At 38.8% G+C, this 18,467-nt stretch carries 13 protein-coding genes; 1 reads left to right on the forward strand and 12 read right to left on the reverse strand.

What is annotated here, in order from left to right; all coding sequences use genetic code 11:
* Positions 1-6: 6 nt before the first annotated feature.
* From L1999_RS24020 to L1999_RS24055, 8 genes are all read right to left on the reverse strand, one after another.
* Complete coding sequence (locus tag L1999_RS24020; protein ID WP_235740821.1) at positions 7-2,286, reverse strand: glycoside hydrolase family 127 protein; 2,280 nt, start codon at positions 2,284-2,286, stop codon at positions 7-9.
* Between the two features lie 115 nt (positions 2,287-2,401).
* On the reverse strand, positions 2,402-3,301 hold the full coding sequence (locus tag L1999_RS24025; protein WP_235740822.1) for a carbohydrate ABC transporter permease: 900 nt from the start codon (positions 3,299-3,301) through the stop codon (positions 2,402-2,404).
* A gap of 79 nt (positions 3,302-3,380) precedes the next feature.
* On the reverse strand, positions 3,381-4,319 hold the full coding sequence (locus tag L1999_RS24030; protein WP_235744450.1) for an ABC transporter permease: 939 nt from the start codon (positions 4,317-4,319) through the stop codon (positions 3,381-3,383).
* Between the two features lie 114 nt (positions 4,320-4,433).
* Positions 4,434-6,053: an extracellular solute-binding protein gene (locus L1999_RS24035; RefSeq protein WP_235740823.1), complete on the reverse strand. Its 1,620-nt coding sequence runs from the start codon at positions 6,051-6,053 to the stop codon at positions 4,434-4,436.
* A 634-nt stretch (positions 6,054-6,687) separates the two neighbouring features.
* Positions 6,688-7,473 (reverse strand): IclR family transcriptional regulator, encoded by a 786-nt coding sequence (locus L1999_RS24040; RefSeq protein WP_235740824.1) that lies wholly within the window; start codon positions 7,471-7,473, stop codon positions 6,688-6,690.
* 73 nt (positions 7,474-7,546) lie between these two features.
* Positions 7,547-8,329 carry a 2-dehydro-3-deoxy-D-gluconate 5-dehydrogenase KduD gene (gene kduD / locus L1999_RS24045; protein WP_235740825.1) on the reverse strand — a complete coding sequence of 261 codons (783 nt, stop codon included), beginning with the start codon at positions 8,327-8,329 and terminating at the stop codon, positions 7,547-7,549.
* Positions 8,330-8,389: 60 nt separating this feature from the next.
* The gene (gene kduI / locus L1999_RS24050) at positions 8,390-9,220 is read right to left on the reverse strand and encodes a 5-dehydro-4-deoxy-D-glucuronate isomerase (protein WP_235740826.1); all 831 of its coding nucleotides are present in this window, start codon (positions 9,218-9,220) and stop codon (positions 8,390-8,392) included.
* Positions 9,221-9,606: 386 nt separating this feature from the next.
* Complete coding sequence (locus L1999_RS24055) at positions 9,607-10,548, reverse strand: family 43 glycosylhydrolase (protein ID WP_235740827.1); 942 nt, start codon at positions 10,546-10,548, stop codon at positions 9,607-9,609.
* Positions 10,549-10,866: 318 nt separating this feature from the next.
* Here L1999_RS24055 and L1999_RS24060 point away from each other — a divergent pair, with 318 nt between their 5' ends.
* Entirely contained in the window at positions 10,867-13,422 is a 2,556-nt protein-coding gene (locus L1999_RS24060; protein WP_235740828.1) for a LamG-like jellyroll fold domain-containing protein, read from the forward strand.
* Positions 13,423-13,469: 47 nt separating this feature from the next.
* Here L1999_RS24060 and L1999_RS24065 read toward each other — a convergent pair whose 3' ends face one another.
* The 4 genes from L1999_RS24065 to L1999_RS24080 form a co-directional block, all read right to left on the reverse strand.
* Positions 13,470-14,417, reverse strand: coding sequence for an ArsR/SmtB family transcription factor (locus L1999_RS24065; RefSeq protein ID WP_235740829.1), 948 nt, complete (start codon positions 14,415-14,417; stop codon positions 13,470-13,472).
* 135 nt (positions 14,418-14,552) lie between these two features.
* The gene (locus tag L1999_RS24070) at positions 14,553-15,401 is read right to left on the reverse strand and encodes an MBL fold metallo-hydrolase (RefSeq protein WP_235740830.1); all 849 of its coding nucleotides are present in this window, start codon (positions 15,399-15,401) and stop codon (positions 14,553-14,555) included.
* Positions 15,402-16,042: 641 nt separating this feature from the next.
* Positions 16,043-17,017: an aldo/keto reductase family protein gene (locus L1999_RS24075; RefSeq protein ID WP_235740831.1), complete on the reverse strand. Its 975-nt coding sequence runs from the start codon at positions 17,015-17,017 to the stop codon at positions 16,043-16,045.
* Positions 17,018-17,045: 28 nt separating this feature from the next.
* Entirely contained in the window at positions 17,046-18,413 is a 1,368-nt protein-coding gene (locus L1999_RS24080; protein WP_235740832.1) for an MATE family efflux transporter, read from the reverse strand.
* Between the last annotated feature and the right edge of the window lie 54 nt (positions 18,414-18,467).

Below are 18,467 nucleotides of genomic sequence, written 5' to 3' on the forward strand. Positions count from 1 at the left end.
AACTTTTTAAGATATAGTAGAGTTTACAATTCTAACCCCATAAACCCCGCCTGCTGCTTTTCCTGCACCAGATTGAAATCTAACTTCAACTTTTTGCTTGCCTTTTGTCAAACTTAAGGGAATCTCATAGTACATATCAACAAGACCATCGGCATGATTCCCCTCAAGTTTTTGGTCAGCGATTAATTGACCATCAATAAGAATGCTAAAATTACGTTCAAATACCTTACCATCTGTAAAGAGAATCTTATCTCTGCCAAAATAAGTTACTTGCAAATACAGTTGCTTTTCTGGCTCGACTTGCATTTGATAACTGAAAAATCCTTCCCCGCGGCTGTCACGCCATGATCTTTCAACCTCGTTAAAATAACCGGTACTAGAGTTGCTGCTTTGTACACCATGTTCGATCTCAGGCTGCTGTTCACCTGGCTGAACCACATCTACAGTAATGGCTCTTAATCTCTCAAGTTCTTCCTTTTCCTTATCTACAAACGTTTTATAGGCTTCTTCATCCATTAGATTCCAATATAAGGTATAACGCTGATGATGCAGATCATAAAACGGGATGAGGGTCACCTTCCTATTACCAGGCTGGCCGACTTCTGTAGTTTCAAATGTTAGAGTTTCTCCCTTAACAGGTTTGATCCAGTCATTTAAATTTTCTTTATCCGCCACAAGACTTGGCACATCAATTAATGGGTAATTATTTAATTTAAGGTGATCTTCCAAGATATCCGTTTCAGGGAAGTTCTCTCTGCCCAGTGCCCCGGCCAATACGACAGGTCCGTACATAATTCCCACTTTTGTCGGATTATCTTTTGCCGTATAAGTCTGAAGACCAATCGGCAGTGAAAACTCAATTGTATCTCCTGAATTCCAGTTTCTCCCTATGACAAGATAACCATTTTCTTCAGCAGCATCTACTTTAACACCATTCACCAAGACGCTTATGTCACCCTTCACCCAATCTGGAACACGGATATGGACATTTTGATATGCGTCTCTCGCTTCTTCAAAGGATAACCGCACATGATTTGACCTTGGAAAATCTGTTTCTTGTTTAAGTCTGATCTTCTTTTCTTCTATTACTAGCTCAGAAGCAATAAATAAATTAACAAATAAATCATCATGATTTTGATAGAAAATATTTCTTGTATAACGAGCTGGGTTTTCCATTCCTGTCCCTGTGCAGCACCAGAAAGAGTTATCGTGTGAACAATAGACTTTAAAATGACCTGGCTGCGTACTTACAAAGTAGGTCTTCATTCCCGATTCCGGGTCCTGTGAAGCAAGGATATGATTGTAAAGTGCCCTTTCATAGTAATCCATAAATTCACTCTTTTGTTCCCAAGCGAATAAGTGCTCCGTCAGTTTCAACATATTGTAGGTATTACAAGTTTCCGCAGTGGTGATCCCTAGCGTTTCCTTATTAATAGGTCCAAAATGTTCACCGATACTATTTCCGCCAATAATATAGGAACGATTTTTGGTTACTTCATTCCAGAAGAAGACGGCCATTTTCTTATAATCTTCATTTCCTGTAATCTCATATAACTTCGCTGCACCAATGACTTTTGGTATTTGTGTATTGGCATGTTTTCCTTCTAGTTCATCCACATCTCTTGAGAGAGGCTCCAAGATAGCATTGTGGCAGAATCTGATTGCAAGCTTTAAATAATCTTCATTTTTAGTAATGGTATAAAGATCAGCCATCGCCTCATTCATACCGCCATGTTCGCAAATAAGCATTCTTTGGAATTGCTCCTCATTGAGGTTATCTGTCCCTTTCTTAGCCCAATCTGCGAGTCCAGTCACAACTTCCAATGCCTTTTGATTACTTGTTAAGTTATAAACATCTATCAGGCCTGCATAGATTTTATGAATACTGTACCAAGGCACCCAGCCGCCAGCTAGACTGAAATTTTCCACTTCAAAGTCCCCCGTAAAGACTTTATCAAAATAGCTGCGTGTAAAACCGCTCACATATCCACTGCCATCAAGGCTTTGTACGTAAGCTAATTCGTCGACGGCATAGTCCAATTTTTGCTTTAATTGTTCATCTTTTGTGACGGCGTACATTGTAGCAGCGGCTGAAAGCCAATGGCCAATAGAATGCCCGGCGATTGGAGTAGATTCCCAGCCTCCATAACGAGGTTTTTTAGGTGTTTGAGAAGCCGCTTCGTAACAAGGTGCCACCAGCCGGTCAACATCTAAGTAAATCAAATACTCCTTTCCCTTTTCCTGTGACTCTTTAAAAATTCCATTTAATAATGTAACGTTTTTCATTATGTATTCTCCTTCAGTGTCTCTTGTATAGCTATCGATTTAATCGATAGCTATATGTTAAGAAACATTTATTTGATTTCATGCGTTTTGTACCTATCACTTGAAACATTTGAATCTATCCTTTTACTGAGCCAATCATAACGCCCTTTTCAAAGTATTTTTGAATAAATGGATAAACAATTAAAATAGGTAATGTAGAGACAATAATAACTGCATATTTCACTTGGTCTGCATATTTTTGGGCGTATCCCCCTGCAGCCCCGCCAGATCCTGCCCCTTCAGAGAAGACTTGGTTAGAGACAAGAATATCTCTAAGGACAATTTGAAGCGGCTGCAAACTGTAATCACGGATATACACAAGTCCAGTAAAGAAGTCATTCCAATGCCCAACTAAATAATAAAGTCCGACAACTGATATTACTGCTTTTGATAGAGGCAAGGCAACCCTTCCAAAAAATTGAAAATGGGTGCACCCATCCATTTGAGCGGCCTCAAACAGCTCTTTTGGCAGCGAAGATTCAAAAAACGTTCGTGTAATAATAAGGTTGAATACATTCACGGAGAACGGAATGATAAACACCCACATCGTATTTGTCATATGTAAGTCTTTCATTAACAAATAAGTTGGAATTAATCCTCCATTGAAAAACATGGTAATGATAAAGATAAACATGATGACACGTCTTGCTTTAAACTCCTGCCTTGATAGAACATAGGCAGCTGGCAGGGTAAACAATAAATTAACAAGCGTCCCTAGTACGGTGTAAATAATCGTATTCTTGTAACCCACCCAAATTCTTGAATCATGAAAAATTTCCTTATATCCAAACAAACTAAAACCCTTTGGAAAAAGGGTAACTTGACCAGTTGAAACAAGAGTAGAATCACTGACAGAGGCAATCACCACAAAATATAACGGATAGGCAATAATTAAAAACACACAAACACATAATACAAAGATGATAGAATCAAAAATGATATCAGAAGTGGATTTCCCTTTTTTAAAAATCCTCATGACTTTTCCTCCTTACTGGGGTTCGTTCGCAAGTTGATGATTTCCAATTAGGCTCAAATTCTTGAAACGAATTAAACGTTTACCACAGGCTGATATTGGAGAACCTCTTGGCAATAAAATTCATGCCTATTAAGAAAATAAAATTAATAAGTGTATTGAATAAACCAATGGCTGCGGAGTAACTAAATTGGTTAGAAACAATTCCAATCTTATATACGTAGGTTGCAATAACCTCAGATACAGGAAGGTTCAATGGGTTTTGCATTAAAAAGACCTTTTCGAATCCTGTGTTTAGAACATTCCCCATACTTAGAATAAAAAGGATGATCATCGTTGGAACGATAGCAGGCAAATCTACATATCGAATCGTTTGCCATCTGCTGGCTCCATCAATTTTAGCAGAGTCATATAATTGAGGATCAACACTTGAAAGGGCTGCTAAATAAATAATGCTGTTCCAGCCGCAATGCTGCCATATATCAGAAATGACATAGACAGGAATAAATGCCTTAGTTGACCCTAATAAATCAACATCACCAAGGCCGATTGAATTCATTAAATGTCCAATAATACCAGTATTGGGAGACAAAAGAACATTTAACAAACCTACCATTACAACGGTTGAGATAAAGTGCGGCAGGTATACAGTAGTTTGTAAGGTTTTCTTTGATTTCTTCAATACAACCTGATTAATAATCAGAGCCAAAATAATCGGGGCAGGAAACCCCAGGATAATCGATGCTAAACTAATAAAGACAGTGTTCGTCATTAAATCCTTGAACGCATAATTATGGATGAATTGGTCGAAATAATAAAATCCCCGCCACTCTCCTCCCGTAAGTCCCTTTGAAAAATCATAATCACGGAAGGCTAGCTGGATTCCATACATGGGAATATAGTTAAAGATAATGATGACAGCAATAGCCGGCAGGATCATTATCCATAATTGATAGTCTCTTTTTAAGGCATTCAGTAAAATTGATTTCCTAGATAACTGTGCACTTGGTACACTTGGCATATTTCCACTGATTTTCTTGGTTTCGGGATTCAAAAAGGCCACAAAAATGATACCTCCTCTATTTTAAAAGATGCTACACCACTCTATGGTGATCTAGCATCTTCGTATAAATGGTTACTTTTGGCTGCTCATATATTTGTCGTAGTATTTTTGCATAATTTTAAGATTGTCTTCTAAACCTGTTTTCTTAACATTTTTCAAATAGCTATCCCATTCTTTGTCAATACCGCCTTTAGTGATCCACTGTGAAAATTTAGCTTTTGCTAAGGTATCAAGGTTCGTATTATTTAGACTTAATTTGGAATTGTCCTCTTTGCTGTATTTCATAAACATACTTGGTAAAAGGTCTTTCTTCTTATCGACTGAATTTAAAACAGGATCTAGAGGTTCCGTTTGTTTACCTACAGATTGCATATCAGTACCAAGGGTTAGTTTCAAATCATCCGAAATATACATCGGTCCGTTATCAGCCCAAGTAGAAGTCCATTTCCAAGTACCAGGATCCATTTTCGAATCTTGAGGTGGTAATACTTTGTAAGTGCCGTCCCCATTGTCCGCTATATTGGTGCCTAATGAACCAAATAATACCTGCATACTCACCTTTGGATCATATAACTCATTGATAAACTTCAATACAGCATCTTTATGTTGACTTTTCGCAGACACAGTAACCATGTTAGCCCCATAGTTTAATCCATTATAATCATAATCCCAAGATAATTTTGAAGTAGAATCAGCAGATACTTTTAGTTGTGGCATTGAAGTATACTGTGGCGCCAATTGGTTGCCAAATCGGTCTGTCACTTCCCAGCCCCAACTAAATCCAACCTTTGCAACATCCCCTGTTCCGCGGGCAACTGATTGGAATTTCGTATAGTCCTGAGTAAATACTTCCTTGTTAATTAATCCTGCGGCGTAGCATTTGTGTAAAAATTCAATCAATTCTTTATATCGTTCATCTTGAAGGAAGTTTTTAACCTTGCCATTTTCAACAAAGTAACCAAAAGGAGCTGCGTCTGTTAACGTAATCCCTTCACTTCCAAGGAGCATAGAAGGGGTAAAGAAACCGCTATATGACGCTCCAAAGTCCATTGGAATTTCATCTTGTTTTCCATTGCCGTTCGGATCCTTTTCCTTAAACGCTATCAAGACATCATATAATTCATCCCATGTTGTTGGCATCTTCATGCCCACTTTGTCCAACCATTTTTGGTTGATAAACATCCTGGTTGCAGTAGCCGGCCAATATCTTTGATACTTAGGAAGACCGTAGATATTTCCATCCAGCTGCGTGGCAATTCCTTTTGTTTCCGGTTTTTCTTCAAACATTTTCTCAACATTCGGAAGATTTTTCATATCATCAGATAAATCCTCAAATAGTCCATTGTACTGGACAAAGTCTGCATCAGTAATGGCGTTTGGTCCTACAATCAAGTCAGGAATATCGCCGCTGGCAAGTAAAGTTCCCTTCTTCTGATCCCAGTCCGCCGTAACCTGCTCCCACTTAATTTCTACCCCAGCACGTTTTTCTGCTTCCTTTAACCATTCCATTTTTGAAAGATCTTGTGTTAACGGGTGTTTTGTAATAAGTGCCGTTAATTGTACCTTTCCATCCTTTGTCTTGCCGCTTCCTGATGCGGTTCCGCTAGATTCTTTATCATTCGAGCAAGCAGCTAATACGGAAACGGATAACGATAGTGCTAGAATACTAGTTAATACCTTCTTCTTTTTCATGTGGATTCCCCCATTTTTTCATTTTTTGAAAAAACTTATCCTTAAAAAAGCCTAAATCCTATTTTCTGTCACCCCTTTAGAGATGAAAGTTTATGTAACGTGAACGTACACGAATTAAAAGAAAACATTATGCGTTCACGCAATACAACAATGTAAGTTTAAAAACATGTAGATTTTATAAGGATTTATTGTTCGTGTACGTTAACGAAATGAGGAACACGTTTTCAATTAGTTATTAATAGAATACGATTATCTAGTTTAGGAAAGATTGTGTACGTTAACGATTATGAAAAGACATTGAAGCGATGGATTAAATTATGTAGATTCGTAGAGTAGTATGGTTAATGAAAATATTAACTATCATAACTAAATGTTAATGATGATATTTTTATGATAGCGTTTTCTATGAAACCGGTCAACACATTTATTAATACTTTTGTAATTTTATTAATAAAATAGTAAAAGAAACTCACTAAAGAATCCTTTAGTGAGTTTTCTAAATGACTTTATGAATGTCTCTGACCTAATGAAATATTGATGGCATCAAACAGATGTACTATTGTTCCAAATTTCTTTCATAAGGATTGGGCAATTTAGGTTATGGAAGGGGACGGTTCCAACTGTCTCCTTCTTCTTAAATAAAGACATACTTTTGCTGTAATTCTCGCAAAATACTATCCTTCGTTTTCAAAAGTTTTTGGACAATATCCTCTTTTACTTCAGGTGTAATACGATACGAAGGAACACTTACACTAAAGGCTCCATAGGTATACTCATTTAAATAAAGGGAAACTCCCAAACAGTACACTTCTGTCTCCGCTTCATTGTCATCAATCGCATACCCATTTCTTTTTATTTCCTTTAGTTGCATCAATAACTCATTTGGATTGGTAATCGTGTTTTCCGTAATTGCTTGTAGCTCAACACGGTTTAAATAATCGATTACTTCATTTTCTGGTAATTCTGCAAGGACCGCTTTACCCATTGCAGTACAATAAAGCTGCTTTGTTAAACCTATTTTTGAATTCGTACAAACGATTGATTTTTGAGATTCCAATTTATTAACAGTAAGAATCTCGTCACCTTCAAGAATACCCAAATGGACTGTCTCATCCAAATGCAATTGCATTTCCTTTAAATAGGGATACGCTATTTTAGAAATGTCCAGATTTGAAAGGTACTGGTGTGCATATTTTATTAAGCCGCTGCCAAGCTCAAATTTTTTTGTCTCAGCATGTTTCTTTACATATCCGATTAAAAGGAGTGTATCTAATATTTTTAAGGCCGTTGAGCTTGTTAATCCAGTTTCTTGTGCAATGATATTCAGTGCCTGCGGCTCTTTCTTTGAGGATAAAAAATCAAGAATGCCAGCAGCTTTGATCAGAACGGTACCATATGGCTGTTTTTCTTTCTCCACCATTAATCCTCCCCTCTCTTTTAATTAGAACTAGATTCCCCTCAAATCTTATTAAAAATTTTGTTTGCTACCGTTATTACCGTACTAACCAACCGCCATCAACTGGTACAATCGCTCCGTTCATATAATCTGATGCTTTACTTGCCAAGAAGACAATAACACCTTGTAAATCTGCAGGAGAGGCCCATCGTTCAGCAGGTATACGTGAGGTAATTTCAGCTCTGCGCTTATTATCTTGAATAATTGGCGCTGTATTATTTGTTTCTACATACCCTGGAGCTATCGCGTTTGTTTGTATGCCATGTACAGCCAATTCATTGGCAAATGATTTGGTTAACCCAGCTACCGCATGTTTGCTCGCAGTGTAAGATGGGACAAATTTCCCGCCTTGAAAGGAAAGCATAGAAGCGACATTAATAATTTTTCCACTCTTCTGTTCTACCATGACCTTTGCCACCTCTTGGCTTAATAAGTAAACAGAAGTTAAGTTAAGATTGATGACTGCATCCCAATCTTCTTCTTTATACTCTACTAATGGCGAGCGGCGGATGGTCCCGGCATTGTTTACTAAAATATCAATTTTCCCATATACGTCTAAGCATTTGGCTACCACTGCTTTAATCGTTTCACGGTTTGATAAATCACCTTGGAAAAATTCCACGCGGCGGCCTTCTGCTTCAATTAGTTTTTTGGTTTCTTCCGACCCAGTATGATGAGTGGTAATAAACAAATCTGCGCCGGCTTTAGCTAAGGCAACGGCAAAGCCTTGGCCAAGGCCGGTGCTGCCACCGGTCACAATCGCTACTTTGCCATCAAGTTTGAAATAATCTAATGAAAATTGTTGTAAATCAAGTGTCATTCTATATTCCTCCATCTGTTTAATAACCAAAAATTCGATAATATAGTAGAAGAGTAGAAATTACTTCAACGCTTGCATTGGGACATTGTCCATATCTTCATAGGTAATATTTTCGCCGCACATTGCCCAAATAAAGGTATAGTCACTTGAGCCAACTCCAGAATGGATGGACCAGCTTGGAGAAATACAAGCTTGTTCATTGGCAACTACCAAGTGTTTTGTTTCATCCGGTTTCCCCATGAAATGGAATACACGTGTATCTTCTTTCATATCAAAATACAGATAGGTCTCCATGCGGCGTTCATGCGTATGGCATGGCATGGTGTTCCAAGCACTGCCAGGAGATAAAATGGTATAGCCCAATTGAAGCTGGCAGCTTTCACATACATTTGGATGAATATATTGATAGATGGAACGATGGTTTAAAGTAGCTGATTCACCTGTCACTTTTGGTTCGATTTTATCTATGCTGATTTTCACATTTGGATATTTTTGATGTGCCGGTACAGATACAACATAAAATTTAGCTGGATTAGCCGAGTCATCCGATTTAAATTGAAGTTCTTTTGTTTCTTTTCCTATGTAATAGCCATCTTGTTTTTTCATTAAATCCTCTGTTCCTTCGATGATGATGGAACCAGGCCCGCCAATATTGATAACACCTAATTCACGGCGTTCTAAGAAGTATGAAACACCTAATTCAGTTGAAAGTTCGATGGTTAATGGTTGATCTGTTGGGGTTACCCCGCCAAAGATCATTCGATCATTATGTGTATAGGTTAAAATAACTTCTCCTGGTGAAAAAATTTTCTCCACTAAAAACTCTTTTCTCAGTTGTTCTGTTGAGTAATTTCGAATATCTTCCGGGCTATGCGTATAACGTGTTTCCATTAGTATCTCTCCTCTTTATCAGGTGATTTTTGCTGAATCATTGTTCAGCATCGTTTCTACTTCTCTCACTAGGAATGGATTGTAATCAGTAAACACGGCATGCTCTAAAGCGTATTTGTCTTTTTAATGATAGACCTCCATTCTTTTATTTCCAAATAGGAAATTTGATTTTTTATTTGGAAATTACTAATTTCATTATAGTAAAGCTATTTTCAATTTTCAACAATATTCAAACATTTTCTAAAAATAAAAAGAGAACAGTGTTAGGTACTGTTTGTAACTACTAGATACACTCTAAAAATAGCGGTCTACGTATTTATTACTTTTTAGTATTATTATTATTAAAAAAACTCCCTAAAGGATTCTTTAGAGAGTTTCTTCATAACCTAAATATGCGGCCACCCATCTTCGCCCCAAAATAGTGGTCTAATTTGTAATGTAGGCTTGCCTTTTTTCAAGGCATCGTACGCGTGATTAACAAGCAGACTAGAGTCTCCAGAAAAGTAAACAGCACAGTGACCAGGACCAATCCAGCGGTCATCTCCTGCATCAATCAACGTTCCTCCTCCTTTCATCATTGAAACCCCATCTTTGTCGTAATAAGGCCCGGTAATAGTCTTCGCCCTTCCCACCACAATTTTGTAGGTACTTTCAATGCCGCGGCAGCAAAAATCAAAGGATACAAACTGATAGTAATAACCTTCTCGATAGACAATAAACGGAGCTTCAATGGTATTCGGCTGTTCCGTTTTGCTAGAAATGGACAGTAGTTCGGCATTTTCAGCCGGCTTCATGGTTTCAGGATCTAATTTAAGTAGCTTAATGCCGGACCAAAAGGAGCCAAAATTCAACCATGGCTGGCCGTCTTCGTCAAAGATTAAATTGGCATCAATACAATTATAATCATCTGATTCAGTCGAATGGATCACATGCCCTCTGTCTTTCCACTCGTATGCTGGATTCTCAGGGTTAAGTGTTGTATTCGTTACCAAACCGATGGCCGAAGTATTTTTTCCAAAGGTAGACACAGAGTAATAAATATAATAAACACCATTATGGAAATAAATATCCGGTGCCCAAATACTATCTTCGTCTTTTTCTGGTACATACTCTTTTGACCACTCTGGCAAAGAAGGAAAAATAGGGCCGACTTGTTTCCATTTCACGCCATCCTCTGAGGATTTCATTTGAATGCCGCTTCCTGTATGAAAGACATACCAACGCGAATCTTCCATTGCTATGACCGGATCATGTGCCCATAAGTCTCCTTGCAATTTCCAATCTATTTCATTAAAGTTAACGCCGCCAAATTGTTCTATTTTAACCATGATGTTTCCCCTTTCTTATCGTCAATAAACTACTTACTTAATTAATATTAATATTAACAAATATACTTCTTAAAAAGAAGACTTTACTACGGGTATTTCTATAACTTTTCCTAGTTTCACAAAATAGATTATCCAGTTTTTTATTTGAAACAAGATAAAATACCCATGGGCATTTTACTTATTTATATTACTATTAATCTATTAGTATTTTTGTTAATATTGATATTGAAAGCGTATAATCAAATATCAATTAGGTGGTGATTTTTAGAAGCGTGGATTTGTATTTCTTACCGTTACATAAAGAGAGGAGAAATTCTAATGAGTAAACGCATAGTTCAAAAGTTTGCATTTATGTTCTTAACACTCCTATTGATTATCCCAAGTGCTGTATTTGGGGAGACAAATTCTTCCAATTCCCAGCCTAGTGAAAACAGCAATAAACCACGCCTTGAATATCCAGGTGTGGATCCAAATTTCCAAAATGTATCTGTCCATGACCCATCCATTGTAAAAGATGGTGACACGTTTTATGTGTTCGGTTCCCACATTGAGGCTGCCAAATCAACTGATTTGATTCACTGGCAAACCTTTACGAATGGCTATACAACACCTAATAATGCGATATATGGTGATTTATCAAAGAATCTTGCTGGTTCTTTTAAATGGGCCGGGGAAAACGATTCTGACAGTAAAGGCGGGTTTGCGGTTTGGGCCCCGGATGTTTTCTATAACAAAAACTATATCAATGCTGACGGAACAAAAGGTGCCTATATGATTTATTATAGTGCCTCCTCAACGTATATCCGTTCTGCGATTGGTTTTGCCGTATCACAAAATATTGAAGGTCCTTATAAATATGTTGACACGATCGTCTATTCTGGTTTTACCAAAAATGATGCGAAGGATGCCAACAGTAACGTTAATAAAAAATGGACCAATACAAACATCGGACCACTTGTCGATAACGGTACGTTAGCAGGTCCAAGAGATGGCTGGTTTAATAAGGATGGCTCTTTCAACAATTACAACTTCCCAAATGCCATTGACTCTACTGTCTTCTATGATAAAGATGGAAAACTGTGGATGACTTATGGGTCTTGGTCTGGCGGCATTTATGTCTTGCAGATTGATGAAAAAACAGGTAAGGCCATCTATCCTGGCAAGGACGGAAAAACGGCAGACGGACGTCTAGTTGACCGTTATTTTGGCACAAAAATTGCCGGCGGATATTATAAATCCGGTGAAGGACCTTATGTGATTTATGATAAGAACACTGACTACTATTATTTATATGTCACGTATGGTTGGTTAGGGGCTGACGGCGGCTACAACATGAGACAATTCCGTTCTAAGAGCCCAGATGGCCCTTATGTAGATGCTTCAGGTCAAAATGCCGTTTTACCAAGTGATGTCCCTAATACTCCTTATGGAAATAAAATCATGGGGAATTTCTTATTTGAACGGAAAGTTGGCGACCCTGGAACAGGAATCGGTGTTGGTTATCTTTCTCCAGGACACAACTCTGTTTACTTAGATCCGAAAACGGGGCAGCAGTTCTTGGTTTTCCACAGCCGTTTTCCACAGTCAGGAGAATATCATGAACTTCGTGTTCACCAGATGTTTATGAATAAAGACGGCTGGCCAGTGGTTGCACCGTACCGCTATACAGGTGAAACGTTAGACAAGGTGAATAGACAAGACCTAATTGGCGACTATCAATTTATTAACCAAGGAAAAGATTATTCAGCTGCGATTAATAAATCTGTTTACATCCGATTAAATGAGGATGGCACCATTACTGGCGATGTAACTGGTTCATGGAAGAAAACCAGCCATAACCAAGCCGAAATAACCATTGATGGCAATACCACCTATAACGGAGTATTTGTCCGTGAGTGGGATCCTGTTTCAAAAAGCAATGTGATGACATTTACCGCCCTTTCAAACGAAGGAATTTCTGTTTGGGGAAGTAGACTAGCCGATAAAACAGATCAGGAAGTTGTTGCAGCAGTCGTTAAAGACCTCAATCTTGGTGATACGGAAAAGGTTATTTCCAATTTAACACTGCCAACGGAAGGAACTCGTCATACTTTGATTTCTTGGGAAACTTCAAATGCCGATGTTGTAACGAATACAGGGGTTATTACACGGCCGGAAGCAGGTTCGGAATCTGCTCATGCAACCCTTACTGCTACAATCACTAAAGGGGATGTAACAGACAAAAAGGTGTTTACGATTACTGTCCTGCCATATGAAGAGGCTGGTTTAGCAGCTCAATACTCGTTTGAAAATAATCTGAATGAGAAAACAGGTACATTTGGGCCAGGAAACATGACTGGTAATCGCATTGATAATACAGGCGGGGCGATTTCTTATGCTAACGGAAAAAGCGGAGAAGCGGCCGTCTTTAATGGCGCCTCTGGTATTCGTTTACCGAATGGACTGATTTCAAGTAACAAATATTCTGTATCGCTATGGTTAAAACCTGAACAACTAACGATGTATACCACTACATTCTTTGGTGCTGCAGACCCAAATAACTGGGTCAGCCTTGTTCCGAATGGTCCTGCTGGCGGGAACACGATGGTCTGGTCGGGCAGTGGTAAATGGTACGATGCCCCTTCAGGGTTAACGATTAAGAATGGCGAATGGACTCATTTAGCGTTTACCGTTGATAATGGTACGATTAAGGTGTACGTGAACGGTGTGGAAAAGTTCTCAGGTACCAACTTTTCGAATATTTTTACAACTAACAATGCCAGCTTCAGCCTAGGAGTTAACTGGTGGGATCCCCCATTCAAGGGATTAATGGATGAATTAAAAATCTATAATGGCGCCCTAACTCCTGCTCAAGTGGCTCAATTAGCTCAATAGTTTTTCAAAAAAAAGTCGTATGGATATCCAGGATCCATACGATTTTTTTATTGATAGGAGAGTTTTTCGGTTTCTTCTTTGGATAATTCACTATCATGGTAATAGAGACGGAAAAGAATATCCTGATTATAATTGCCAAATCCTGTTCCGAATAGAGTGACTCCACCAACATTTTGACTCTCTTCCAGAACGGCAATCCGGAACGTCCATTGTTTCTCACGAATACTAACATCATCCAGACTGACATCTGATATCTTGAGTCCATCAATATAGGTTCCCTCTGGAGTAATTCGAAGCCTTTTAAGCAAACCATACTGATTAATTTCACTCGGCCACCAGTCAGGGGTGAAATTTCCTCTGCTATCACCAAAATCGCCAGGACTCGTCCATTTCCCTAATAGCACATTATTTAGGTAAAAATGGATATCGGATGGCCAATTACTGTTCGTAAAAGGAGCCTCAGATGAGAGCTCTAAAGATATTTCCAGTTCGCTTGGGTCTTGATTGCCCAGCAGAAAGTTTGGCATCTTATATTCCACGTACCCTTTCCCAAACCACAAGATCTTGGCATTCATTCTATTAGGATAGAGAAAATATCTTGGATCATCAAATTCTCCAATAATGGTGTCCGTGGTGGCAATTCCACAGGTTGGTTCGATGGAAAAATCAGTATAGTGACCAACTGACACTTCTGTTTCATGAAATTTCTTAAGTTCACGTTCCTTTGTAGGAAACAATACTTCCATTTTTTCAGTCACAAGATAGCACTTTTTTTGCAATCCGCCTCTACCAGAGACTAATTCCGACTGGATGATTCCCGCTTTCTCTAATTTCTTTACATGCATGGTCATGATTGCGCTGGTGAGCTCTAAGCTTTGGGCGAGTTCCTTTACATTTCGAGGCTGTTCCGCCAAAAGGTGAATAATTTTCATCCTTACCTTACTGGCAAGAGCCTCAAAAACTGGAAGTGATTGTTCAGATATATCTAAATTCATGTAGTTGTGCCACCTTAATAATCATTAATAAATTTATTAACAATTATAACATACTACTAATTTCCTATGTTTTCAATATAGGACTCGAAATTTATTTAGGTAATCTAAAAAAACATGCAGATGTCTGCATGCCCTTTATTTATGATAGATAAATCTTTCACCAGGAACCATCATATGAAATTTTTGATTTGGATATTGATGGAATAGGTAATCGACAAAATGAGCAGGATTGTCGCGGTTATTTGGAAACAGGTCATAATGAATCGGAACCATCAGGTCTACCCCAACCGCAGCCGAAAAGTCCGCTGCTTCCCTAGAACTCATGTTTCCGACAATTCCTCGTGCCGTGCGGAAATAGTCCCCACCATTGATTGGCAAGAAAGCAACATGTGGTTTAAACATTTTTACTTTCTCAATCAACTCAGGTGTAACTACTGTATCCCCGCTGTGAAATAGCCGAATTCCGTTAACCTCTATCAAATAGCCTAAAAATGCATGGTTTCCTACCGAATCCTTTTCATATTCCGTATGGGCCGCAGGAATAGGGGTAATTTTAAAGCCTTTAATAGTAAAGGATTCACCATCTTTAGCTGCAAGTATATATTTATTTTCCACATGCTCTTGGACTAATGAGATGAGCGGTGCGGGGATTGCAAACAAGGAGTCAGAGGCTCTTGCAATCTCTTTAATGCTAAAAAGATCTAAATGATCATCGTGTCCATGTGTAACTAAAACACCGTCTAAGTCTTGAAGCATTTCCGGGGCAACAACCGGTGGAAAGGCTCTTTTAAATTCAGTCTCCGGATCCCGTTCTTCAATACTCCCGCTTAAATAAGGATCAATACAAATTAGCCCATCCTCTTCTGTTCCCTTTAGGAGGATACCTGCCTGTCCTAAATTCCAAAAGGAAATCGATTCTCCATAAATTTTTGTTTGGCTTACCTCATTGATTAATTCCTGATTACTCTTATAAATGGCTGCCATATATTTCACCTATTTTCCTTTTTTATTTTTCTTATTACATTGAGGCCTTTTTCTATTGGACAAATTACTTTGGGGGGCTATTGGATTGTCTAATAGAAGCCTGCTATTGGACAGTTTTTCTAGATTTTACACGGTTTTGTCTAATAGACTCTTTCTATTGGACAAATTATCTGGTGGACCTATTGACTTTGTCTTATAGAAGCCTGCTATTGGACAGTTTTTCTAGATTTTCCACGGTTTTGTCTAATAGACTCTTTCTATTGGACAAATTATCTGGTGGACCTATTGATTTTGTCTTATAGAAGCCCGCTATTGGACAGTTTTTCTAGATTCCCCACGGTTTTGTCCAATAGACTCTTTCTATTGGACAAATTATCTGGTGGACCTATTGAGTCTGTCTTATAGAAGCCTGCTATTGGACAGTTTTTCTAGATTCCCCACGGTTTTGTCCAATAGACTCTTTCTATTGGACAAATTATCTGGTGGACCTATTGAGTTTGTCTTATAGAAGCCTGCTATTGGACAGTTTTTCTAGATTCCCCAAGGTTTTGTTCAATAGACCTTTCTATCGGACAAATTAAATAGAGTTCTCATTGATTTTGTCTTATAGAACTCCCGCAAATAGATAGTGAGCCGTGGCTTTACCTTAACGGTGCAAAATCTTTTACCTGTTCTAGTATGTTTTCAATCTCACCCAAAACATCCTGAGTTAATACCACATCCACTGCTTTAACATTCTCCACCACTTGCTCAGGACGGCTGGCCCCAATAATAGCCGAACTAATACTAGGGTGTCGAAGAATCCAGGCAAGTGCCAGCTGACTCAACGTTACACCTAACTCCTCAGCCACGCCATTCAATTGCTGAACACATTCTAAAACATCATTTCTAAAATAACTATTAATCACCCAGTTAGTCGAATCATTCGCTGCCCGGCTGTCCTCAGGCTTCTCCGTATTAGGTTTATACTTTCCTGTTAAAACCCCTTGGGCTAACGGCGAAAAGACAATTTGGCCGATTCCTTTTTCCGTACAAACCGGCAGGACTTCCTTTTCTATATATCTCTCAAACATGTTATAGATTGGCTGATTGGAGATAATCGGCCGTAAGTGATTGGCCTTACCGAGTCCCACCGCGTTTTCAATTTGGGCAGCACTCCATTCACTGACGCCCGCATATAATATTTTCCCTTGCCTGATTAAATCATCTAATGCATATAGTGTTTCCTCTACTGGCACCTCTGGATCAAAGCGATGACATTGGTACAAATCAATATAGTCCAGGCCGAGCCGCTTAAGACTGGCGTCACATTGTTCAACGATATGCTTCCTTGATAATCCGCGCTCATTTGGCCGATCTCCCATTGGGAAGAATAGCTTTGTGGCGACTACATAACTGCTCCTTGAATACACTTTTAGTGCTTCCCCAAGGACCTCTTCTGCTTTCCCGCCTTCGTAGGCATTCGCTGTATCAAAAAAATTAATACCAAGTTCATATGCTTTATGGATGCAGTCGTATGCCGTATTGTCCGTGACAGCCTTCCCATATGTTAACCAGCTTCCTAAACCAATTTCACTAACCTTTAAACCGCTGTTTCCAAGTCTGCGATATTTCATTATTCAAGTCCCCTTATGCTCATTGATATTAACCAGCCGTTATCGTTTTTGAATTAACAACCAATATTTTTTTCTCCCATGCCCGGCTTCTCCACCTGAAATACATGACAATGCCTCGTTCCCATTCATCGACGATAAAGGCAATCCAAATCCCAGCCAAGCCCAATCCCATATGAATCCCTAATAAATAAGAAATGGGTACAGCAATCCCCCACATGGATAGCACGCCTATTTTCACTGAAAAAGCGGCATCACCGGTTGCGCGGAGTGAGTTGACGACCAAGATGTTAAAGGTCCGGCCCGGTTCAAGTATCAAACACAATAGCAATAACTTACCACCGGTATGGATAATTTCTTTATCACTCGTAAAGATGCGCATAATATCTTCTCTAAAAATAGCAACTATAATTGAGATGAAAATGGTAATAATAAAGCTAGATTTTAAACTTTTTAATAATTGCCGGTAGGCACCTTCAAAATCTCCTGCTCCTACTCGATATCCAATCAGAATTTGCGTTCCCTGCCCCATCGCTAATCCAAATAACATAATGAACGACATGATATTCCATGTATACACTCGAGTGGAAAGAGCGGCCGCTCCAATAATCGCGGTAATAGCCGTCATCGCCATCTGGCTCGTATTATAGCTGATTTGTTCGCTGGCAGCCGGTATGCCAATTTTTAAGATTTTTTTAATTTGTGATAGTTGGAAGTTAAAATAATCTTTCTTTCTTATAGCTATTGGAAGCCTTCTATACATTAGGATAAATGCAATAAGTAAAGCAGCAGCCCGGCTTAATGCAGTTGAAATAGCCACCCCCTTAACCCCCAGCACTGGGAATCCGAATAATCCAAAAATAACAATACTATTGCCAGCTAAGTGAATCACATTCATCATCACCGAGACAAACATGGCCTCTCTTGTAAAGCCATGTGCTCTTAAAATAGAGGAAACCGTAACGAGGACAGCTTGCAAAAACAAGGTCCCACCTACAATAGATAAATATTCGTAACCTATTTCAGCAATATCCGGTTTAAGGTGGAACAATGCTAAAAGCGGCCCTTTAAACGTAACCATTAACAAGCTAACTGCCAATCCTATACCCAAATTAATGGATATGGATATCGCTGATGCCTGCTTTGCTTCTTTTCTCATACCCGCACCTAAGTATTGTGAAACAAGAACCGCCGTCCCTGTTGCAGTAAAACTGAAGATCAGTATCGTAAAAAAGACAAGCTGATTGGCAACACCAACAGCAGCTACCACGTGATCAGAAATATGCGAGAGCATAATGGTGTCGGTACTGCCCATGATCGTTTGCAAGAATAACTCTACGAGAATAGGCCATGTGATCGTTCTTAAGCTCATGTTTCTTTGATCAATTGAAGTTGCCATTTTCCTGTCCACCTTATAAAATTTCACATCATAAAAGTTCGAACGAGACCAGCC

The sequence above is a fragment of the Neobacillus drentensis genome, assembly GCF_021560175.1.
GTDB lineage: Bacteria > Bacillota > Bacilli > Bacillales > Cytobacillaceae > Neobacillus > Neobacillus drentensis_A.